Raw genomic sequence first — 19,860 nt, forward strand, 5'->3', positions numbered from 1 at the left:
CACTTTGCCTTCTTGAACCTTTGAAGCTAAATATAAAAATATCTAGAGGCAAAGCCTTTGTTCCTTTGAACCTTTGCCACTTTGAACCTTATAACAAATGACACAGATTAAACTATTTTGCCCGGCAACCATCGCGAATCTCTCGTGCGGATTTGACGTACTTGGACTTTGCTTAGACACTGCGGGCGATGAAATGATTGTTAGAAAAACAGATCAAAAAGGAGTTCGTATTACTAAAATTGTGGGTGCCGATTTGCCTTTGGAAACCGAAAAAAACGTTTCGGGTGTTGCGGCTTTGGCAATGTTAGAAACGCTGGATGTAGATTGCGGATTTGAAATCGAAATCTACAAAAACATCAAAGCCGGAAGCGGGATTGGAAGCAGTGCTGCAAGTTCTGCCGGAGCAGTTTTCGGGATTAATGAATTATTAGGAAGACCGTATTCCCGTAAAGATTTGGTGCAGTTTGCCATGCAGGGCGAAAAATTAGCCAGCGGAAATGCACACGCCGACAACGTTGCTCCTGCCCTTTTAGGCGGATTTACTTTGGTAAGAAGTTATGCTCCGCTTGATATTATCCGAATTGATAGTCCGGAAGAATTGTACGCGACTGTGGTTCATCCTCAAATTGAATTGAAAACGTCAGATGCGCGTTCGGTATTAAAACAAACCGTGTCCCTAAAAAGTGCGATTATGCAATGGGGAAATGTTGGTGGATTAATAGCCGGTTTATACACCAAAGATTACGATTTGATCGGAAGATCACTTCATGACGAAATCGTAGAACCTTTAAGAAGCGTTTTGATTCCAGGTTTTGATTTAATCAAACAAACGGCATTAGAAAACGGCGCGTTAGGTTCCGGGATTTCAGGTTCCGGTCCGTCGATTTTTGCTTTAAGCAGAGGAAAAAACACCGCCGACCAAATCGCCAAAGCCATGAGCGATGTTTACGAAAACATGAATTTGCCATATGAAATTCACGTTTCGAAAATTAATCCGGATGGGGTTAGGATATTATAACACGAATTTCACGAATTTACACAAATTTGGTTGTATTCAATTAAAAATTAAAAATTTAGAATTAAAAATTGTGTAGAACTTTGTAGACTGAGCGAAGTCGAAGTCCACGCGAAGTACATCACGTACAGTTTGTCATTTCGACGAAGGAGAAATCCTCGCGAGAAACTCGTCAAAGAAAAGTCTATTTTCTATACTCTATTCTCTTTTTTCTAAAATCTAAAATCTAAAATTAACCATGAAATACTATAGTTTAAACCATAATGCACCGGAAGTTTCATTTAAAGAAGCTGTAATACAAGGATTAGCGAGTGATAAAGGATTGTATTTTCCGCAAATCATTACACCTTTAAATCCGGCGTTTTTTAATGTAATCGAGAATTTAAGCCATAACGATATTGCTTTTGATGTGATTCAGCAATTTGTGGGCGATGACATTCCTGAAGACAATTTAAGAGAAATTATTAAAGATACTTTGTCTTTTGATTTTCCGGTTGTGGAAGTTGAAAACGGCATTTATTCGCTGGAACTATTCCACGGGCCAACAATGGCTTTTAAAGACGTTGGAGCGCGATTTATGTCACGTTGTCTGGCGTATTTTAATAAAGATAAAAAAAACAGTAAAAATACGGTTTTGGTAGCGACTTCCGGAGATACGGGAGGTGCGGTTGCGAGCGGATTTCTAGGTGTTGACGGTGTTGATGTTGTGATTTTATATCCGTCAGGAAAAGTGAGCGACATTCAGGAAAAACAATTGACCACTTTAGGGAAAAACATTAAAGCACTTGAAGTAGATGGTGTTTTCGATGATTGCCAGGACATGGTGAAGAAAGCGTTTTTAGATGAAACTTTAGCGCATAAAAACCTGACTTCGGCGAATTCTATTAATATTGCGCGCTGGTTGCCACAAATGTTCTATTTCTTCTTTGCTTACAAAGCGTTGAAAAAACAAAACAAACCATTGATTTTCTCCTGCCCAAGCGGAAATTTCGGGAATATCTGTGCCGGAATTATGGCAAAAAAATTAGGTTTACCAATTGAACATTTTGTAGCGTCTACCAACGTAAACGACACCGTACCAAGATTCTTGGAAAGTGGAAAATACGATCCAAAACCTTCTAAAGCAACCATTTCGAACGCTATGGATGTTGGAAACCCAAGCAACTTTATTAGAATTCAGGAATTGTACAACAATGATTTAAAGGCTTTCGAAAAAGATTTCTCATCGTACAGTTATACCGATGAAGAAACACTAGCAGCCCTAAAACAAATTTACAACACCGACGGTTACATCGCAGAACCACACGGCGCTGTGGGTTATTTAGGTTTGAAAAAAGAATTACAAAAACACGATAACGCGATTGGTGTTTTCTTAGAAACGGCGCATCCTATTAAATTCTTAGATGTGGTTGAACCTGCTTTAGGCATTACACTTCCGATTCCAGAACAAATTGAGAGTGTTATGAATGAGGATAAAGTGAGTGTGAAGATTAAGAGTTATGAGGAATTGAAGGAATTTTTGGGATAACCAAATTATTATATTTGTACATTATAAAACGACTGATATTTTTTCAGTCGTTTTGTTTTTTAAGTCAATACTTATTGTCCAAAACATTCTTTAGATTTGTTTTATTCCAAAAAATAATTATTCTACATCAAGTCTAAAAATCTAGTAAGAAAAAAACCATATATTTGAAAAGCAAGAAAACGAAACAAGTTAGGCATAATGTATAAAAACCTCATAAATAGAATATGATTTCAATTTTTTTAAGTTACCCAAAACCATTCAACTCTAAACAAGAAAAGTTTATTAACGACATTAAGGAATATTTAAAGAAAAGAGGTTTTGAACCAAGAACTTTAGGTGTTACGGATTATGATATGGATGAACCTTTAACTGCAATAAGAAGATTAATGTTAGAATCTAACGGACTTCTAACTGTTGCTTTTAGAAGAACATTTGTAGAAGCTGGAAAAGGAAAACCCAAAAGTGATATTGGCGAAAGCGAATATGACATATCAGGCAAGTGGATTACAAGTCCATACTCCCAAATAGAACCCGCAATGGCATTTCAAATTGGACTACCTATATTAATATTGAGAGAAGCAGGAGTAATTGCTGACGGAATATTAGAAAGAGGAGTTACTGGCACCTATCTACCAGAATTTGATTTGGAAAAAGGTGCTTCTTATCTTGAAAATAATGAATGGCAACAGATAATTGGAAAATGGGAAGGTTTTGTTAGAAAAGTAGTTGAAACTAAAGGAAATCCACCTAAATTATATTAAAAACACTATTCTTAACACACGCTACAAGCAAGCTGGGGATTTGGCAAAATTTGAAGATGGTCTCGTATTTGGAAAAATAGTTTTTAACCAAAAGTTTAGGCTTTCCTAATCCCAGCCTGCATGTAGCACGAGAACCTTTGTGGCAATTATAAAATATCCGCATGAAAAAAAAATTATCAATTTTAATCCTCTTTACTCAGCATTTTCTTTTGGACAAATTCAAATTAATATAACTGAAATTTCCCCGCTAGCGAGAGCGTCCCACTCGTGAACAAAAAGAAATTCAAAACCAATTGGAACGCTCACGAGCGGGACGTTCGCGCTAGCAGAGGAGGTAGAAAAAGTCAATACAGATATCTTAAATTATAAAAAAAAGATTGCCTAATTCCGCTTATGATTTTGAAAATGATCACGAAGTAAATAATTTAGAATTTTATACTGTAAGGAAACTAAAAGTTGATAAATGCCCATATGGCAAAGACTATAAAGATGAATGTTTAATTTATAAGGATGAATTAAGTTGTGTACATTTATTTTATGATGTCAAAGATTAAAAATTATTTAAATAAAAAATGGATATAGAAAAAATAAAAAAATTCAACTCTGAATTAATTGAGAAAAAAATTACAATATGCTGTGCCGAAAGTATTACAGCAGGATTATTAGCAAGTACAATTGCATCTATTCCTGGAGCTTCAAGTGTCCTTAAAGGTAGTATTGTAACATACAATCCTGAGCTTAAAATTTCTATTTTAGGTGTAAAGCCAGAAACTCTATTTAAACATTCTGCTGAATCAATTGAAACCACAGTAGAAATGGTTAACGGTTTAGTAAAAACTTATTCAAATGCACAATTATATGTAGCAGTTACAGGAGTCGCATCTGAACCATTAGAAAATTCAGGAGTAATTAAAAAATGGGGACAAGTGTATATTGCAATTTATTATAATAATGAAGTTTATGAAACTGATAAAATTATAGATTTTATTAAAACAGATGAAATTGAAATAAGGAATGAAATAAGAGAAAAAACAGTTGATTTAATTCTAGAAAAAATTTTAGAAGTTATTTACAAACCTGTTTCTTAACTTTCCAAAATATTTTTCTCTAGCTAGCGCGAGCGTCCCGCTCGTGAACACAAAGAAATTCAAAATCACTTTAAACTTAATTAATTATCTGAACATCCAATAACTTTTTTTAATTTTAAATAAATGAGTGAATTAATAACAGAAAGTCTTTATTGCCAAATTAGTGATAAACTTTTAAAAGAAATAGACCTATCTAAACTTCCTTTATATGGAGAATATGAATACTACAAAATTACTGCGGAAAGATATGGTAAAGTAAAAATAAAATTAGATATCGAAAAAGATATTGATAAAATAAAATATGTAGAAAGCTTAAATAGCAAAAGATTATCTTCACAGAATTATTACACATATGAATGGGAAGTTGAAGAAAAAAAACTTCCAAAAGTTTACGAACCCCTTATTAGACCTGAAATAATGCGGTTTATTGAAATCTTTTCAATTTTCAACAAAAATAAAAATGTTATTTTAAAATTTTCGGTTGTTGATGGAGATTATAAAACCTCTGAAAAATATGCATATGAATTAGCTGTGAGATATGCATTAATTGAACTATTTAATCAGATATAAAAACATCGCTTGCTAGCGAGAGATCATGCTTTCCGAAATATTTTTTTAGATCTGTTTTGTTAAAAAAATAAAAAAATGCTCTGTATTAAGTGTAGAAATATCTACAAAAAAAACATATATTTGGTCAGCAAGAAAATGAAATAACTCTTCGCTTATTTACCCGAATTAGATATAAATTCCCGCTCCTATATTCCGTTTCAATGTATTGCAATTTGCTTTGTGGTTAATTGAACGGGGACGAAGTCGGGAGACTTCGCACAGCATAAGAAACAAGCATAAAAAAAAGATCTTGATAAGATCCCTTTTTTACAATCAATATATATCTAAAAACGTTATTTCCCGTTCAATAATTTCTCTAAATACTCAACTTTATCTTTTTCAGCTTGCACCAAGCGTTCGTAAAGTTCAACTACTTTATCAAGAGGACTAAAAGTACAATTTGTTGCAAAAATGCTACCTGTTGTAACAATATTATCATGAAAACTATTAAAGTAATTAATAACACCTTCCTCTGAAAAGTTCTTAATCGCTTCAACAGAAACTCCCAAAGCCTTTGCTACTTCAATTAGTTTTTGTTCGTCTACAATTTCGCTGTTTTCAATAGCCGAAACTGCCTGCTGACTTGTTCCTAAAGCCTGTGCCAGTGCTTCCTGTTTCATATCTTTAAGCTCTCTGATACGGCTTATATTTCTGCCGATATGTTTGGGTTTTATTGCTGTACTCATAATTCAAAGATATTTAAAATTCTTAAACGAAAATAAATTTCGGTAAAAAACAAATTTGTTTTGTAAGATACTCTTTTCATAATTGACAAATTCGGCCTTAGCCCAAAATGCACATTTCAATATTCTTAACCGCGAGTTACACAAACTTTCCCTAATTCACTTAAAGAATTTCTATAATTAGTGACTTTGTTTTTTAATTCTGAAATTAGCTTTTTGTAAGCATAATTACTATGTTTGATAGATCAAAAACCAACTATGAAAAGAAGGGACTTCGTTAAAACATCATTACTTTTTATCACATCGGTACAATTGTTTCCTAACAAATTGCTTGATTCCACTTCATTCCTTAGAAGTAATTTCAAATACATTTATACGAATTCTAAACTTAAAAATCAGTTCTTTTTGTTTTTGAAAAACGTGTTTAATTTATATCCGGAGAAGGAATTCCATAAATTAATTTATGACAACACGATTTCAAAAAGCACTGATAAAGAGATTTATACAGCAACACAATCACAGTTAGACGACATTACACCTATGTTATCAAGTGTTCGCTATCAGCTTCCTGCTTTGATGCATCAAAAAAATGAAATGTCGGTAGAAACGGTTGCTCTGTTGGGAGAAGGCACTTCTTATAATGGTTATTTAGAAATTGGATCTTCGGGTCGATATCTGGATTATCTGGAAGAAAGCATTTCCATCAAAGGGAAAAGATATTATGCTGATGGCCGAAAACCAAAATATTCCTTTACAGAAATGGTCGAGCGCGGGCAAATTGCTGTTGGCGCAGCATACATTCAATTTACTAATTACGAAACCAAATTTGGGGATTATGTTCCGCACAATAGTGTAGATCTCGTAACTGTTTATATCGGCTTTCATCATTGTCCTTTAGAGTTGCGAACGCAATACATTTCTTCGATCAGAGATACGATGCGCGTGGGCGGAAAACTGATTTTAAGAGATCATAATTGCGATACCGAAGATCAAAAAGTGTTGGTTGCATTGGCGCACGATGTCTTTAATTTAGGCGTAAACGAAACCTGGGAATACAATGCCAAAGAGGTTCGGAACTTTTATTCTTTAGACTTTATTTGTGCTTTTGTTGAAAACATCGGATTTAAATTCAACAAAAAAACATTGTATCAAAAAGGCGATCCTACCAAAAATGCTTTAATGGTTTTCACAAAAATATAATCTCTTTTCTATACGCCTTTATGAAGAAAATCTACCGTTTTATTCAATTGCTATTCGCCTGGTTACTCAAAATTATACAATTCATTTACGCCGGAATCAAAAAAGCGATTCGGTTTATCAATAGAAAAAAACGCAGGGCAATTCCGTTTTACGGTTTGCTTTTATTTGTTTTATACATTTTCTTATTAATCCAATTTTCCGGAGATTCAAAATTCGACACCACGATCGACAATAAAACCCTGAATGATATTACACAAATCAACCCCATTCAGGTCAATCAAATTATCAAACCCAAAACGGTAAACGAAATTGTTTCTGCCATAAAAAACACGACCGGACCTATTTCAATAGGCGGTGGAAAATACAGCATGGGCGGACAAACGGCCTTCGAAAACAGTTTACATATCGATATGCGATCTTTCAATAAAATCGTCCGTATTGATACCACTAAAAAGCAGATTACGGTTCAGGCAGGAATTCGTTGGAGAGATATTCAGACGGTTATTGATCCTTTGAATTTGTCTATCAAAATTATGCAGACGTATTCTAATTTTACGGTTGGCGGTGCGATTTCGGTAAATTGCCACGGAAGATATGTGGGTTATGGTCCTATTATTTCTTCGGTTTTAGAATTAAAAATTATTACGGCAAATGGCGACATTATCATTGCGAACCGACAAGTAAATCAGGATGTTTTTAATGCCGCAATTGGCGGTTATGGCGGAATTGGCGTTATCGCCGAAGCAACTTTGCAATTGGTCGACAACGAAAAAGTAGAACGATTCCATCAGGTCATGCCTATTGAAGAGTACAAAGCTTATTTTGATAAAAACATTAGAAATAACCAAAATGTTATTTTTCAGAATGGGAATTTATATCCACCGAAATACGACAAAATAATGAGTATTTCATGGGAGAAAACCACAAAACCCTTAACTGATACTGACCGCTTAATAGATGAAACTCAAAATTATTGGCTGGAGTCCAACTTATCCGGAGTTGTTTCCTGGGGAAATTCCGGAAAATGGATCCGCGAATACGCCATTGATCCTTTGTATTTTATTCCGAAAACGGTTCGATGGCGCAATAAAGAAGCAAGTTATGATGTAAAGGAATTAGAACCTTCTTCCCGAGAAAAGTCAACGTATGTATTGCAGGAATACTTTATTCCGGTGGAGAATATAAAATCATTTATTCCGAAAATGAGCGTCGTTTTTCAGAACAATAAGGTGAATGTTATAAATGTTTCGCTGAGACATGCTTTGCCGGATCATGAAAGTTATCTTTCGTGGGCCAACAGAGAGGTTTTTGCTTTTGTAATTTACTATAAACAAGATACCAATCCAGAAGCAAAAGACCATGTCAAGAAATGGACACTTGAAATGACGGATGCTATTTTAAGCGAAAACGGAACCTGGTACCTTCCCTATCAGCCTCACGCGACTGTTAAACAATTTCAAAAAGGGTATCCAAATAGTGCCAAATATTTCGCTTTAAAAAATAAGTTAGATCCGGACCAGCGCTTTACAAACAAGTTATTGGACAAGTATAATCCGTATACTGAGAACAATTTAGCGCATCAAAAAAAGAAAATAAAAGAATATTTCAGAGCAGAAGAACAAACGGTTCTAACGGTTCCTGAATGGTATTTGGTTTACAATCCAAAAGAGTATGCAGACTATTTAAAAAGTGGCAAAAATCCGTCTGATTTTCCTTTTTATAAATCGATTGATGAATATTGGAAATTGTACGACCGTTCCATAAAACTAACTTCAAAAGCTTATCCTGAAAACGCCGAATATAAAACGATGTTGCAAGTCATCGGCGTAAGCATGACCATGGAATATGGCGCGAAAATTCTTTATGAAAATACTACGGGAAGATTCTTTTCTTTATTTGCAGAAGACAAAATTTCAAAACAAGAAGAAATAATAATTGATGCTCAAAAAGCCTACAGCGACTTTGTTTACCAAACGGCCTGGTATGAATTTGAATTTCTGCCATGGATTAAAAAAGTGTGGTCTGCTTCTGATAATTCCGATTGCAGTACATTAAGAAAATGGGAAAGAACGATGTTGTTTACAGTTGAATTTTCGTTTAAGGCTTTTTATTCCAAACTTATTGAGTGGGGCGCAAAATCCAGCTACGAAACGCCATCTAATCTTATTTATTTAATTGTTTCTAATACTGATGCTATTAAAGAAAATAAAGACTTAAAAATCATCAAAAAAGGAAATGGCGATAAAATGATTATTGCAATTACAAGATGGGAAATTTTCACAAAAGAAATAATAAAACTTTCGAATCAGGATGTGAAAATCTATGAGATTTCAGGGAATGATGAAATTGCGGTTTCGACAATTGAAAATGCATCCAAAAGAATTAATTTTAAAGATTCGAAGCTGTTATACCAATCTAAAATAGTGACAAATGATACGCTGAAACGAAATGTTTATCTTTTGTCTGTTGAAAAATTATTGCTTTTTATCAGAAATGCTAAGAATGAAAATAGTACTATTGAACATGTTTATGATTATTAATATAATTTTAAAAAAACTATGCTGAAAAAAATCGCTTTCCTTTCGTTAATTCTGTTGGTATCTTGCCAAAAAAATGAAACCATTCAAAAAAAGAATGAGGATCCAAAGGCATTCGAAGAAAAAACTTTTGATATTGGAAGACCTGGAAAAGGCAATGATTTAGTCGAAAACTTGTATCAGGAACTGGTAGATAAATCTCCTGAATTGACAGCTTTAGAAAACGAATTAAATGAAGTAAAGGCCAGAGATACAACTGATATTTTTTATAATTATGATCAAAAATCTGATGATTATTACAATTCTGCAGAAAGTCATATTAGTGGAATAAGGGATAGCATAATGAAACAGAAAATGATAAATTTAATTAAGAAAAGTCAAGATAAATATTTCACACAAAAAGTTGATCTGGAAAATTTAGTCAATACTATTAATAAAAAACGAAGTGAGATAACGAATTATCATACTGCTTTAAAAATTATTTTAACTATTCCGCTTATTGAGCAATATCAAAAGCAACATCTGCCAAATAAATCTCCTTTTGAAAAATTAATTGAAAAAGAAAATCAATTGCTTGAAAAGACAAAAAGAATTACTCCAAAATATTAATTGGAAAGAAATAGGTTCTTAATAAACACAATCTAAATCTTTAATTGCCTCCTGCTTTAGCTGGAGGTTAATGAATGATTCAAGCGGGCTTTAGCCAAAAATGTAATAATTTCGGCTAAAACCACTTTCATATTGTAATTTTGTTCCTCCAGCTAAAGCAGGAGGCTATTCAAATTAAAATTAAAAAATATAGCATTGCATATCATGATTACAAAAGCAACCTTACAAGATATTCCCGCATTAAATATTTTAATCAACTCCGCTTACAGAGGAGAAACTTCTAAAAAAGGCTGGACTACCGAAGCCAATTTATTAGAAGGAAAAAGAACCAACGAAGAAGAATTGATGGAAACGATTCTGAATCCGAAGAATACAATTCTGAAATATACTGAAAATGATCAAATTATTGGATCCGTTTTATTGGTCGAAAAACAACATCAATTGTATTTGGGAATGTTAACTGTTTCTCCCGAATTGCAAAACAGTGGAATCGGAAAAAAGCTATTGGCTGAAGCCGAAAATCATGCTAAATCTTTGGGTTTATCGAGTATTATTATGACGGTTATTTCGGTTCGTGAGGAATTAATTGCCTGGTACAAACGTCACGGCTATGTGGATACAGGCGAAAGGGAAGCTTTTCCCGAAAGCGAAATTCATGTTACGGTTTCTGAGGTGCCTTTAGAGTTTATATTTTTAGAGAAGAGGATTTGAGATTGTTATTTCACAGAGATTCACGGAGATTTTGCACAGTCCCGAAGTCTCGGGACGCTAAGTTTTTTTAATCACGCAAAGGCGCAAAGGCGCAAAGAAAATTTTAAAAGAAAGCTTTGCGACTTTGCGTCTTTGCGTGATTTTTAAATTCTACACGTTAGACGCACTGCTGTGCGTTTCTACAAAAAAAATCTTTGCCTCTTTGTAACTTGCAACTTTGAACCTTTTTTAAAAAATAAAAAATGAACATACACCTTTTGCCTAAAAAAGATAGTAAAGCCTCTGTTTGGAGTGGTGGACTGACATATGAATATATGATATATCCGGAAACAGCACGCTATGCCGACAGAGATTTTGTATTCAGAATAAGCAGTGCTACCATAGAGCAAGAGCCTTCAGAGTTTACCAAATTTAAGGGTTATTACCGATATTTGGTTATGCTTGATAACAGCTTAGATGTTGAGGTAAACAAAGAAAAAAGAATATATGAGAAATACGAAATCATGGAATTTAATTCGGATGACGAAGTGACTTCTTATACAAAAGGGATTGATTTTAATTGGATGGTTTCTGAAAAAATACGCCATCACAAATTGAAAATAACAGATAATAGTCAGAATTGTAATGCTGAGATAATGTTTTTATTTTCTTTACATACAACAGTTATTAAAATTAATGAGAATCCATACCATCTAAAACCTTATGATGTAGTAGTGATTGAAAATATAAAAAAGGGAAATATAATGCTTGATTTGTCTAATGAATGCCTCTTTGGAATATTGGATTTTTAATTAGATCATAGAAGGTTTTACCACAGAGATTCACGAAGATTTTGCACAGAGATTCGCTAAGTTTTTTTTCTGCTGGTGTGGAATATTCACGCAAAGGCGCAAAGTCGCAGAGTAATATAAAAAAGAAAACTTTGCGCCTTCGCGCCTTTGCGAGATTCTTTTTTTTAAACCTTTGAACCTTTGTTTCTCTGCCCCTTTGAGCCTTTGAGCCTTTCTCCCTACACCCTTCTTTTAATCTTCGACAAAAATTCATGGGAAACACCAAGATAGGATGATAAATTTTTATTGTTTATCACTTTAAATTTGTTCGGGTATCGTTCTATAAATTCCAGATAGCGTTGTTTGGAATTTTTGTTTAAAACATCTAAAAGTCTTTGCTGAATGGCGATATTGGCTTTTTCAACCATTATAATGTGAAACTGAATCAGTTTAGGAACCTGCTCAAATAAGAGCGTTTTATTGGCTTTGCTAATGACCAAAATTTCACTGTCTTCTATTGCCCTGATGTTGTAGGTTGTTGGCTTTTGATGATAAAAACTTTCAAGATCACACATCCACTCGTTTTCGAAAGAGAAAAAAATAACACTTTCATTCCCATTATCATTCAGAATATAGGTTTTAAAAGCTCCTTTTAAAATAAAGCATTCATAGGAACTATTCGAGTTCTGAATCTGTAAAAATTCGTTTTTTTTGAGTTTTATAAATTCAGTCTTCTCAACTATAAATGTCCATTCTTCATCCGTTAATGCTATTTTACGTTCAATATTTAATCTTAGTGGTTTGTACATGTTTTTACTTTTATTCTTACTCAGGGGCGTAAGTATGTGAATGAATGAAAAATAATGTAATCGATTACGCAAAAATATACTTTTTTGTAATGTAATTGCTGTTAAAGTATAATTAATAGTAATTTATTTTCAAAACATTGAACTTGTTCAACTTTTTTCATACAAATAATAAGCAGATTTGCAGTCTTAACTATTTAACCAAACTTAATTATTATGAAATTCAAATCAACATTTTCAGTGTTTCTTTTAACACTGGTTTTCGGTTTTACAGCGTGTAATACTGAAGAAATTGCTTCTCCTCAAAGTAGTGAGAATGCTATTATTGAAACTACCACAACAACAGCAAGTAATTTAACTGCAAGAGTTGGAAACTGTGCACAGGTCCCGGGATGGGCTTCACAAAACGGAGGAACAACCGGTGGAGGAACTGCCGCAGAAACAGTTGTTACGACTTACGCACAGCTGAAATCGGCTCTTGAAAACACTGCTGTTAAAGTAGTAAAGGTTACTGGTACAATTACCATTACGACAAGACTGTCCTTTCAGGATCAAACCGGTAAAACCATTTATGGAGCAAGCGGTGCAAAATTGGTTTCGACGAATCAAACTAAAGATGGGTCCGGAATTATCAACATTAAAAGATGTAAGAATTTAATCATCAGAAACTTAATTTTTGAAGGGCCTGGCGCTTACGATACTGATGGCTGGGACAATGCTATTCTTGATGAGTGTACTAATGTATGGGTTGACCACTGCGAATTCAGAGATGGTGTTGATGGAAACTTTGACATCAAAAACAAATCGGATTATATTTCGGTTACTTATTCTAAATTCCATTATCTAAAACCACCAAAAGCTGGAGGTTCTGGAGGATCAGACGACCACAGATATTCGAACTTAATTGGTTCCAGCGATGGCGCAACTGCAGATCGTGGAAAATTGAGAATTACTTTTGCTCGTTGCTGGTGGGCTCCTGGCTGTAAAGAAAGAATGCCAAGAGTACGTTTTGGAAAAGTGCATTTAGTGAACAACTTTTTTAACAGTACGGTGAGTAATAAATGTGTTGCAGCAGGTTTTGAAGCTGATATTCGAGTAGAAACAAACGTTTTTGAAGGAGTAAAAACGCCTATCGATTTAATGACTGGTTATACAGCTGTTACTGCAGTTGACAACGTTTTTACTAATACCTCAGGAAACCAGGCAGGAAGCAATACTGCATTTACGCCTCCGTACACTATTGTGAAACTTGATAAAACTGCCGTTAAAGCTGATGTTTCTGCTAATGCAGGCCCAACTTTAGGCGGAAATATCTGTGGATCATTTTAATAAACCTCTTTTTTTTAGAATTCCATAGTTTCGAATTCATTGCTTGAAACTATGGTTTTAAAGATCTGAGTTAGTTAGTTTAGTTTTGCCAAACCCTGTAAGTGTACATGCTTACAGGGTTTGGCTTTTTTTGTGTTGAATTAACCGCAAAGTTCGCAAGGAGTTACGCAATCCCGAAGCTTCGGGATGCTAAGTTTTTTTAACCGTGTGAAATATGCACGCAAAGGCGCAGAGTCGCTAAGTTTTTTTTCTTATATGTCCTTGCTATTTGACGTTTTTTTGCGAAATTTTAAGTTCAAACTAAATTTTCTTATATTACTTATATGGTAAAAAACAATTACAGTACAAGCTCTTCAAACAGACGCTGAATCGTTTTCTCCAAATCTTCACATAGTCCGGAATGTGGTCTTGACGTTTGAATTGCTGAGCTTCGGATTGCGGTTAGCCAGCGAAAACGCTCTGGAATATCCATTTGTCCGATCGGGCCTCCGTCTTTGTCTCCGGCTGCGATTTTTTTAAGGGCTGTTATGTTGCAATGCAATTGTTCGATATCAAAATCGTTGGACAGCGCTTCAACTTTATCATCGTCAATGTGGGACAATACCTTTATAAATTTGGCTTTTTTGCAAAACAAAATGATTCCGATGTTTAGGAATTCTTCGCGCTCCACTCTCGGTACCACGCGAATTACGGCATACTCATATAAATGACTATCTTGCATTTTGGGCTTGATTTACAAAGATTTCGGAATTATTTAATCGGGTTTGCAAAAACTGTAAGTATACATTTCGCAAAGCTTCTGGCGTTTCATCGGTATCTTCCCAAACCAGCCATTCTTCAGGAATTGTATTGACAATTTCTTCTAATTTTTCGTTGGTTAAAAGCGCTTTGAATTCGGCATCGACTTCTTTTAAAAGTGAAGCCTGAGGCAGTAAAACGTGATCTTTTATCAATGCAAACGGGCTTTTGGAATGTTGTTCCCAGTTGTTCCAGGAATGATGAAAATACAAACAGGCACCGTGGTCGATCAGCCATAGTTCTTTATGCCAAATCAACATATTAGTGTTTCTAAAGGTTCTGTCTACATTAGTGATGTAAGCGTCGAGCCAAACAATTTGAGATGCTAATTTATCATCAACAGTCGTTACAACAGGATCAAAAGTAATCGAGCCTGACAAAAAATGAAGCGCTAAATTCAATCCCTGACTTCCCTGTAGTAAATCCTGAATTTCTTCGTCGCCTTCAGATCTTCCAAAAGCTTCGTCAAGATTGGCGAAAACCAGTTCCGGAAGCTGTAGTTTTAAGGCTTTTGCAATTTGTCCACCAACTAATTCGGCTATTAAAGCTTTTACACCGTGACCAGCTCCTTTGAATTTTAGGACATATTTAAAATCGTCATCGGCTTCTGCCAAAGCGGGTAAAGAACCGCCTTCGCGCAAAGGCGTGATGTAACGAGTGACATTTACCGTTCTGAGATCGAAATTGTTTTTCATAAGCAGTTTTACTGAAATACAAATCTACGGTTTGTTTATTTAACCGCAAAGTTCGCAAAGATTTACGCGAGGTTCGCTAAGTTTTTTTTAACTGTTGGAGCGAAATAATCTCGCAAAGGCGCGAAGTCGCAAAGTTTTATTTTTGCTTATAGCACTTTTTAACCTTGCGTTCATTGCGTAAATCTTTGCGAACTTTGCGGTTAAACTTTTTTTTCCAATTCCAAAAAAGCTTTTCCCAGATTTTCAATAATATCTGAAGCAATAAAAGATTGATATCCTGTTTGTGGTAAAGCAATATCAGCAGTTAAACCATGAAGAAAGACGCCAAGTTTTGCAGCATGTTTGGGTTCATAGCCTTGTGCCAGAAAACTTGTTATGATTCCGGTTAAGGTGTCTCCGCTTCCTGCGGTTGCCAGGGCGGCGTTTCCGGTTGTGTTTTCGTAGATTTCCTGTTTGTTGATGATGCATGTTGGCGCACCTTTCATCACGATAATTACTTTGTATCTTTCTGAAAAGGCGGTTGTTTTTTGAAATTTCTCGGCTTCTGAATTCCATTTGCCAATTAGGCGTTCTAATTCTTTTGGATGAGGTGTCAGGATTGTGTTTTCCGGAACTAATTCGAGCCATGATTGATTTTCTGCTAAAATATTCAGAGCATCAGCATCGAGAACTAAAGGTGTTTTATTGCTTCTTAAAAATTCAAATAATGCTTTTTGAGTTGCCAGCTCCTGCCCTATTCCCGGACCCATTCCGATTGCTTGTGGAATTAAGGGAAGACGTATATTGGTTATGAAATTCGAATTTTCATCGGTGACAACCATAACTTCAGGAATGGAAATTTGTAGAATTTGGTAACCACATTTTGGTGTGAAAGTCGTTACGAGTCCGCAGCCTGATTTTAGACAGGATTTTGATGCTAAAACAGCTGCTCCAATTTTGCCGTAACTTCCGGCAATAATCACGGCGTGTCCTTGAAGTCCTTTGTGTGTATGAGGATTTACAGGTTTATAGCATTTTAGAATTTCTTCTTTTGTGATTAAAAACGGAGTTTTCATTTAGCTGATTTAGTTGGCTTATTTATTAAACGCATAGAACCATAGTTTCTCTTTGTACAGAAAGGCATTTCACTTTTTTTAAAACACATTAGCTAACTATGAAAAATAATGAATTAAATATGTCAAAATTGCAATCTAAAGTTACATAAAATTTGAAGAAAAGTTCTTTCTTAATACTTGAGTCCCTAGCCCTGATAGAAGCGATATCCTTTTTGTTTTTTCTTTAAAAACAAAAAGATATAGCGGATAGCAGGAAATAGCTACTAAATATTGCGAAATTTATAATTTAGACTATTAATTTCCGATATTTTTTGAATAAATTTGCGACTCACTTTTACAAAACAACACAATGAAAAATACTGCGCTTACGCACATACATGAGAGTTTGGGAGCGAAAATGCTGCCTTTTGCCGGTTATAATATGCCTATTACTTATGAAGGTATAAATGCTGAACACGAAACAGTTCGTAACAGTGTGGGCGTTTTTGACGTTTCGCATATGGGAGAATTTTTACTGACAGGACCAAATGCTTTGGCTTTGATTCAGAAAGTGACTTCGAATGATGCTTCGACTTTAACCATTGGAAGAGCGCAATATTCTTGCCTGCCAAACAATGATGGCGGAATCGTTGATGATTTGATTGTGTATAAAATGAAGGAAGAGCAGTATTTGCTTGTTGTAAATGCTTCGAATATTGAAAAAGACTGGAACTGGATTTCCTCTCACAATGATTTGGGTGTTGAAATGAAAAACCTTTCTGATGATTATTCTTTATTGGCAATTCAGGGACCCAAAGCGGTTGAAGCAATGCAATCTTTATCTTCGATAGATTTATCAGCAATTGCTTATTATCATTTTGAAGTAGCTGATTTTGCAGGAATTGAACATGTAATCATTTCAGCTACAGGATATACTGGATCAGGAGGATTTGAAATATATTGTAAAAACAGTGAAGTTGAGCAAATTTGGAACAAAGTTTTTGAAGCTGGTGCAGCTTTCGGAATTAAGCCAATTGGACTTGCAGCTCGTGATACTTTACGTTTAGAAATGGGATTCTGTTTGTACGGAAATGATATTAACGATACCACTTCTCCGCTTGAAGCTGGTTTAGGATGGATTACAAAATTCAACAAAGATTTCACGAATTCTGAAAGTTTGAAAAAACAAAAAGAAGAAGGTGTTACTAAAAAATTAGTTGCTTTTGAAATGCAGGAACGCGCTGTGCCAAGACATGACTACGAAATTGTTGATGCTTCTGGTGCTGTAATTGGTGTTGTAACTTCCGGAACCATGTCTCCTTCTATGAATAAAGGTATTGGTTTAGGATATGTTACCGTAAGCAATAGTGCTGTTGACAGTGCTATTTTTATCAGAATCAGAAAAAATGATGTTCCTGCGAAAGTGGTAAAATTGCCTTTTTACAAGAAATAGTTTTTAAGACTTATAAGATTAAGAAAAATGTATTACTAAAAAGTGATGCATTTTTTTGTTACAATTCATTATGCATTTCATCGAAAACAAATCGTTTAAATGTAAGATATTTTAGAAAAAATATAACTTTTAATAAAAAAAATAAGCGTAATTTTAAGCTAAACGAAGATGTTCGATTTATGAAAAAAATACTCTTATTTTTTTTGATGACTACAAGCGTTCTATTTAGTCAAAATAGCGCAAAGACATGTGAAATCTTAAGCAAGATAAACAGACTTATTCAAACCGAACATATCAGACCAAAACCAGTTGATGACAGTTTATCGATTTTTGTATTTGATAATCTGATTAATGAACTGGATCCTTCGAGAAATATTTTTTTTAAAACGGAATATGATGAATTATCCAAAAAATATCGTGTGAGTTTAGATGATATGATTATGGAAGGTGATTGTAATTTTGTGGATGATATTTCTAATAAATACAAAGACGGACTACGCAGAACTAAAACAGTTTTAGAAAAAATTAAGGCCGAAACTATTGATTATACAAAAAAAGACACTATTCGGTTTTATAAAAAATCATTCCCTTTTTATCTTAAAAAAGAAGATTTGGAAAAAGTCTGGCTTAAGAAATTACGTTATCAGATTTTAGATGATATGGCTGAAACGAGTGATAATTTAGATTCTATTAAGGCTAATTTCAAATCGATTGAACTGACTTCCAGAACCACCATTTTAACCAATGAAATTTGTCGGTTCAATACACTTTTAGAGACCAATACAAATCTGGAGGAGAAAGTATACAATTTATTTTGCACTTATTTTGATCCGCATACGGCCTATTTTAGCAATGATTCTAAATCGAGCTTCGTAGCTTCATTATCAAAGGAACATTTATCGCTTGGAATGACGGTCAATTTGAATGAGAAAAACGAAATTATAATTGACGAAATAGATCCGAACGGGCCGGCTTTTAAAACAGGACAAATAAAAAAAGGCGATCAAATTGTTTCGATTACCAATCATAAAGATACATTACAAGTTTCTTGCTCCTCTTTAGAGTCTATTTCGACCATGATTTTATCAGAATCAAATAAAAGTATTACGCTTACCCTAAAAAGAAATTCAGGCAAAAGTTTCGATGTTTATATCGAAAAACAAGTCATGAAAGATGAAGAAAACTCTGTATTTAGCTTTATTGTGGGGAAAGAAAGTAAAATTGGCTATATCAAGATTCCAAGTTTTTATGCTGATTTAGACGGCAACAGCCGAAAAGGCTGTGCTGATGATGTTGCCAGAGAAGTGATAAAACTAGATCGTGACAATATAAAAGGCCTTGTAATTGATTTAATTGATAATGGCGGCGGATCTATGGAAGAAGCTATTAAATTGGCCGGAATGTTTGTTGATTATGGTCCGCTTTCGATTGTAATTGACAACAAACAGGGTACATCTGTCATTAATGATCCTTACAGAGGAATGATTTATAAAGGCCCAATTGTAGTCTTGGTTAATAGTAATACAGCTTCGGCAAGCGAGTTTTTTTCTTCAATATTACAAGATTATAATCGCGCGTTAATATTAGGAAGTACTACGCTTGGCAAAGCAACAATGCAAACCATTCTTTCGCTTGACGAAGAAAAAAATACTGATTTTTTGAAAATCACTATCAATAAATTTTACCGGGTAACCGGAAAAAGCCATCAATATGTTGGGGTAACTCCAGATGTTATAGTGCCTGAATTTTATGAGGGTGTTTATCAAAAAGAAAGTGATTTTCCGACCGCAATTAAAAACGACAGCATTGAGCCCTTTTTAAAATACAAACCATTTGTAAAACGTCCTTTAATAGATAAACTTGCTAAAAATAGTACGGCACGTTTGGCTGATAACTATTTTTTTAACGACGTGAAAAAAATAAATTTAAAAATTGATCAGTTGGTTAATACCCCAAAATCAGAAATTCCGATGACAATCGATGCCGTTTTTAATCAGAAAAAAATAGTCAATTCGCTTTGGAAGGAGATTAACACCTTTAATGACGAAAATAACCCACTTGATGTTTATAATTCTACTGTAAATCAGTTTTTGCTAGGTGTATACCCCACTGAAAAAACAATAAATCAGTACCAGATCGATAATCTGAAGACAAACCCATACCTGAATGAAGCTGTAAATATTATTACGGAGTTTAATGCGTCTAAATAGTTTCAGGTTTCTCATATAAAAAAT

At 34.3% G+C, this 19,860-nt stretch carries 18 protein-coding genes; 13 read left to right on the forward strand and 5 right to left on the reverse strand.

Translation table 11 applies throughout. From position 1 onward, the window contains the following. The first annotated feature begins 97 nt into the window (after nucleotides 1-97). The 5 genes from IHE43_RS17815 (at nucleotide 98) to IHE43_RS17835 (ending at nucleotide 4,962) form a co-directional block, all read left to right on the forward strand. On the forward strand, nucleotides 98-1,018 hold the full coding sequence (locus IHE43_RS17815) for a homoserine kinase (RefSeq protein ID WP_192185149.1): 921 nt from the start codon (nucleotides 98-100) through the stop codon (nucleotides 1,016-1,018). A gap of 235 nt (nucleotides 1,019-1,253) precedes the next feature. Continuing rightward, on the forward strand, nucleotides 1,254-2,543 hold the full coding sequence (thrC, locus tag IHE43_RS17820) for a threonine synthase (RefSeq protein WP_192185150.1): 1,290 nt from the start codon (nucleotides 1,254-1,256) through the stop codon (nucleotides 2,541-2,543). Between the two features lie 224 nt (nucleotides 2,544-2,767). Further along, complete coding sequence (locus tag IHE43_RS17825; RefSeq protein ID WP_192185151.1) at nucleotides 2,768-3,304, forward strand: hypothetical protein; 537 nt, start codon at nucleotides 2,768-2,770, stop codon at nucleotides 3,302-3,304. 572 nt (nucleotides 3,305-3,876) lie between these two features. Beyond that, entirely contained in the window at nucleotides 3,877-4,392 is a 516-nt protein-coding gene (locus tag IHE43_RS17830; RefSeq protein ID WP_192185152.1) for a CinA family protein, read from the forward strand. A gap of 123 nt (nucleotides 4,393-4,515) precedes the next feature. Then, entirely contained in the window at nucleotides 4,516-4,962 is a 447-nt protein-coding gene (locus IHE43_RS17835; protein ID WP_192185153.1) for a hypothetical protein, read from the forward strand. A gap of 332 nt (nucleotides 4,963-5,294) precedes the next feature. Here the strand turns inward: IHE43_RS17835 and IHE43_RS17840 are convergent, their stop codons facing one another. Further along, nucleotides 5,295-5,687 (reverse strand): helix-turn-helix domain-containing protein, encoded by a 393-nt coding sequence (locus tag IHE43_RS17840; protein ID WP_192185154.1) that lies wholly within the window; start codon nucleotides 5,685-5,687, stop codon nucleotides 5,295-5,297. A 255-nt stretch (nucleotides 5,688-5,942) separates the two neighbouring features. On the opposite strand from IHE43_RS17840, the gene IHE43_RS17845 reads away from it, so the two are divergent. The 5 genes from IHE43_RS17845 (at nucleotide 5,943) to IHE43_RS17865 (ending at nucleotide 11,532) form a co-directional block, all read left to right on the forward strand. Then, entirely contained in the window at nucleotides 5,943-6,884 is a 942-nt protein-coding gene (locus IHE43_RS17845) for a dehydrogenase (protein WP_192185155.1), read from the forward strand. 20 nt (nucleotides 6,885-6,904) lie between these two features. Further along, nucleotides 6,905-9,424, forward strand: a complete 2,520-nt coding sequence (locus tag IHE43_RS17850) for an FAD-binding protein (protein ID WP_192185156.1) — start codon at nucleotides 6,905-6,907, stop codon at nucleotides 9,422-9,424. 18 nt (nucleotides 9,425-9,442) lie between these two features. Further along, nucleotides 9,443-10,030: a hypothetical protein gene (locus tag IHE43_RS17855; protein WP_192185157.1), complete on the forward strand. Its 588-nt coding sequence runs from the start codon at nucleotides 9,443-9,445 to the stop codon at nucleotides 10,028-10,030. Between the two features lie 204 nt (nucleotides 10,031-10,234). Then, complete coding sequence (locus IHE43_RS17860; RefSeq protein ID WP_192185158.1) at nucleotides 10,235-10,741, forward strand: GNAT family N-acetyltransferase; 507 nt, start codon at nucleotides 10,235-10,237, stop codon at nucleotides 10,739-10,741. A 242-nt stretch (nucleotides 10,742-10,983) separates the two neighbouring features. Next, complete coding sequence (locus IHE43_RS17865) at nucleotides 10,984-11,532, forward strand: HutD family protein (RefSeq protein ID WP_192185159.1); 549 nt, start codon at nucleotides 10,984-10,986, stop codon at nucleotides 11,530-11,532. A gap of 218 nt (nucleotides 11,533-11,750) precedes the next feature. Here IHE43_RS17865 and IHE43_RS17870 read toward each other — a convergent pair whose 3' ends face one another. Next, entirely contained in the window at nucleotides 11,751-12,320 is a 570-nt protein-coding gene (locus tag IHE43_RS17870; protein ID WP_192185160.1) for a Crp/Fnr family transcriptional regulator, read from the reverse strand. A gap of 213 nt (nucleotides 12,321-12,533) precedes the next feature. Here IHE43_RS17870 and IHE43_RS17875 point away from each other — a divergent pair, with 213 nt between their 5' ends. Further along, on the forward strand, nucleotides 12,534-13,646 hold the full coding sequence (locus IHE43_RS17875) for a polysaccharide lyase family 1 protein (protein ID WP_192185161.1): 1,113 nt from the start codon (nucleotides 12,534-12,536) through the stop codon (nucleotides 13,644-13,646). Nucleotides 13,647-13,983: 337 nt separating this feature from the next. On the opposite strand, the gene IHE43_RS17880 is transcribed toward IHE43_RS17875, so the two are convergent. The 3 genes from IHE43_RS17880 to IHE43_RS17890 all read right to left on the reverse strand — a co-directional run bounded on the left by IHE43_RS17880 (nucleotide 13,984) and on the right by IHE43_RS17890 (nucleotide 16,194). Then, nucleotides 13,984-14,367: a DUF3037 domain-containing protein gene (locus IHE43_RS17880; protein WP_192185162.1), complete on the reverse strand. Its 384-nt coding sequence runs from the start codon at nucleotides 14,365-14,367 to the stop codon at nucleotides 13,984-13,986. Beyond that, nucleotides 14,357-15,139 (reverse strand): HipA family kinase, encoded by a 783-nt coding sequence (locus tag IHE43_RS17885; protein ID WP_192185163.1) that lies wholly within the window; start codon nucleotides 15,137-15,139, stop codon nucleotides 14,357-14,359. Before IHE43_RS17885 ends, IHE43_RS17880 begins: the two co-directional genes overlap by 11 nt. A 200-nt stretch (nucleotides 15,140-15,339) precedes the next feature. Then, on the reverse strand, nucleotides 15,340-16,194 hold the full coding sequence (locus IHE43_RS17890; protein WP_192185164.1) for an NAD(P)H-hydrate dehydratase: 855 nt from the start codon (nucleotides 16,192-16,194) through the stop codon (nucleotides 15,340-15,342). Between the two features lie 349 nt (nucleotides 16,195-16,543). Here IHE43_RS17890 and gcvT point away from each other — a divergent pair, with 349 nt between their 5' ends. Next, nucleotides 16,544-17,626 (forward strand): glycine cleavage system aminomethyltransferase GcvT, encoded by a 1,083-nt coding sequence (gene gcvT, locus IHE43_RS17895; RefSeq protein WP_192185165.1) that lies wholly within the window; start codon nucleotides 16,544-16,546, stop codon nucleotides 17,624-17,626. 179 nt (nucleotides 17,627-17,805) lie between these two features. Beyond that, nucleotides 17,806-19,836 (forward strand): S41 family peptidase, encoded by a 2,031-nt coding sequence (locus tag IHE43_RS17900; RefSeq protein WP_192185166.1) that lies wholly within the window; start codon nucleotides 17,806-17,808, stop codon nucleotides 19,834-19,836. Nucleotides 19,837-19,860 lie beyond the last annotated feature (24 nt).

Source organism: Flavobacterium sp. MDT1-60 (assembly GCF_014844035.1).
Lineage (GTDB): Bacteria > Bacteroidota > Bacteroidia > Flavobacteriales > Flavobacteriaceae > Flavobacterium.

Excerpts from the sequence above, each read along its gene's own strand:
- IHE43_RS17900 (WP_192185166.1), top strand. The coding sequence starts at position 17,806 with ATGAAAAAAATACTCTTATTTTTTTTGATGACTACAAGCGTTCTATTT.
- IHE43_RS17840 (WP_192185154.1), bottom strand. The coding sequence starts at position 5,687 with ATGAGTACAGCAATAAAACCCAAACATATCGGCAGAAATATAAGCCGT.
- IHE43_RS17875 (WP_192185161.1), top strand. The coding sequence starts at position 12,534 with ATGAAATTCAAATCAACATTTTCAGTGTTTCTTTTAACACTGGTTTTC.
- IHE43_RS17865 (WP_192185159.1), top strand. The coding sequence starts at position 10,984 with ATGAACATACACCTTTTGCCTAAAAAAGATAGTAAAGCCTCTGTTTGG.
- IHE43_RS17885 (WP_192185163.1), bottom strand. The coding sequence starts at position 15,139 with ATGAAAAACAATTTCGATCTCAGAACGGTAAATGTCACTCGTTACATC.
- IHE43_RS17815 (WP_192185149.1), top strand. The coding sequence starts at position 98 with ATGACACAGATTAAACTATTTTGCCCGGCAACCATCGCGAATCTCTCG.
- gcvT (WP_192185165.1), top strand. The coding sequence starts at position 16,544 with ATGAAAAATACTGCGCTTACGCACATACATGAGAGTTTGGGAGCGAAA.
- IHE43_RS17860 (WP_192185158.1), top strand. The coding sequence starts at position 10,235 with ATGATTACAAAAGCAACCTTACAAGATATTCCCGCATTAAATATTTTA.
- IHE43_RS17845 (WP_192185155.1), top strand. The coding sequence starts at position 5,943 with ATGAAAAGAAGGGACTTCGTTAAAACATCATTACTTTTTATCACATCG.
- IHE43_RS17855 (WP_192185157.1), top strand. The coding sequence starts at position 9,443 with ATGCTGAAAAAAATCGCTTTCCTTTCGTTAATTCTGTTGGTATCTTGC.
- IHE43_RS17890 (WP_192185164.1), bottom strand. The coding sequence starts at position 16,194 with ATGAAAACTCCGTTTTTAATCACAAAAGAAGAAATTCTAAAATGCTAT.
- IHE43_RS17850 (WP_192185156.1), top strand. The coding sequence starts at position 6,905 with ATGAAGAAAATCTACCGTTTTATTCAATTGCTATTCGCCTGGTTACTC.
- IHE43_RS17830 (WP_192185152.1), top strand. The coding sequence starts at position 3,877 with ATGGATATAGAAAAAATAAAAAAATTCAACTCTGAATTAATTGAGAAA.
- IHE43_RS17835 (WP_192185153.1), top strand. The coding sequence starts at position 4,516 with ATGAGTGAATTAATAACAGAAAGTCTTTATTGCCAAATTAGTGATAAA.
- thrC (WP_192185150.1), top strand. The coding sequence starts at position 1,254 with ATGAAATACTATAGTTTAAACCATAATGCACCGGAAGTTTCATTTAAA.
- IHE43_RS17870 (WP_192185160.1), bottom strand. The coding sequence starts at position 12,320 with ATGTACAAACCACTAAGATTAAATATTGAACGTAAAATAGCATTAACG.
- IHE43_RS17880 (WP_192185162.1), bottom strand. The coding sequence starts at position 14,367 with ATGCAAGATAGTCATTTATATGAGTATGCCGTAATTCGCGTGGTACCG.
- IHE43_RS17825 (WP_192185151.1), top strand. The coding sequence starts at position 2,768 with ATGATTTCAATTTTTTTAAGTTACCCAAAACCATTCAACTCTAAACAA.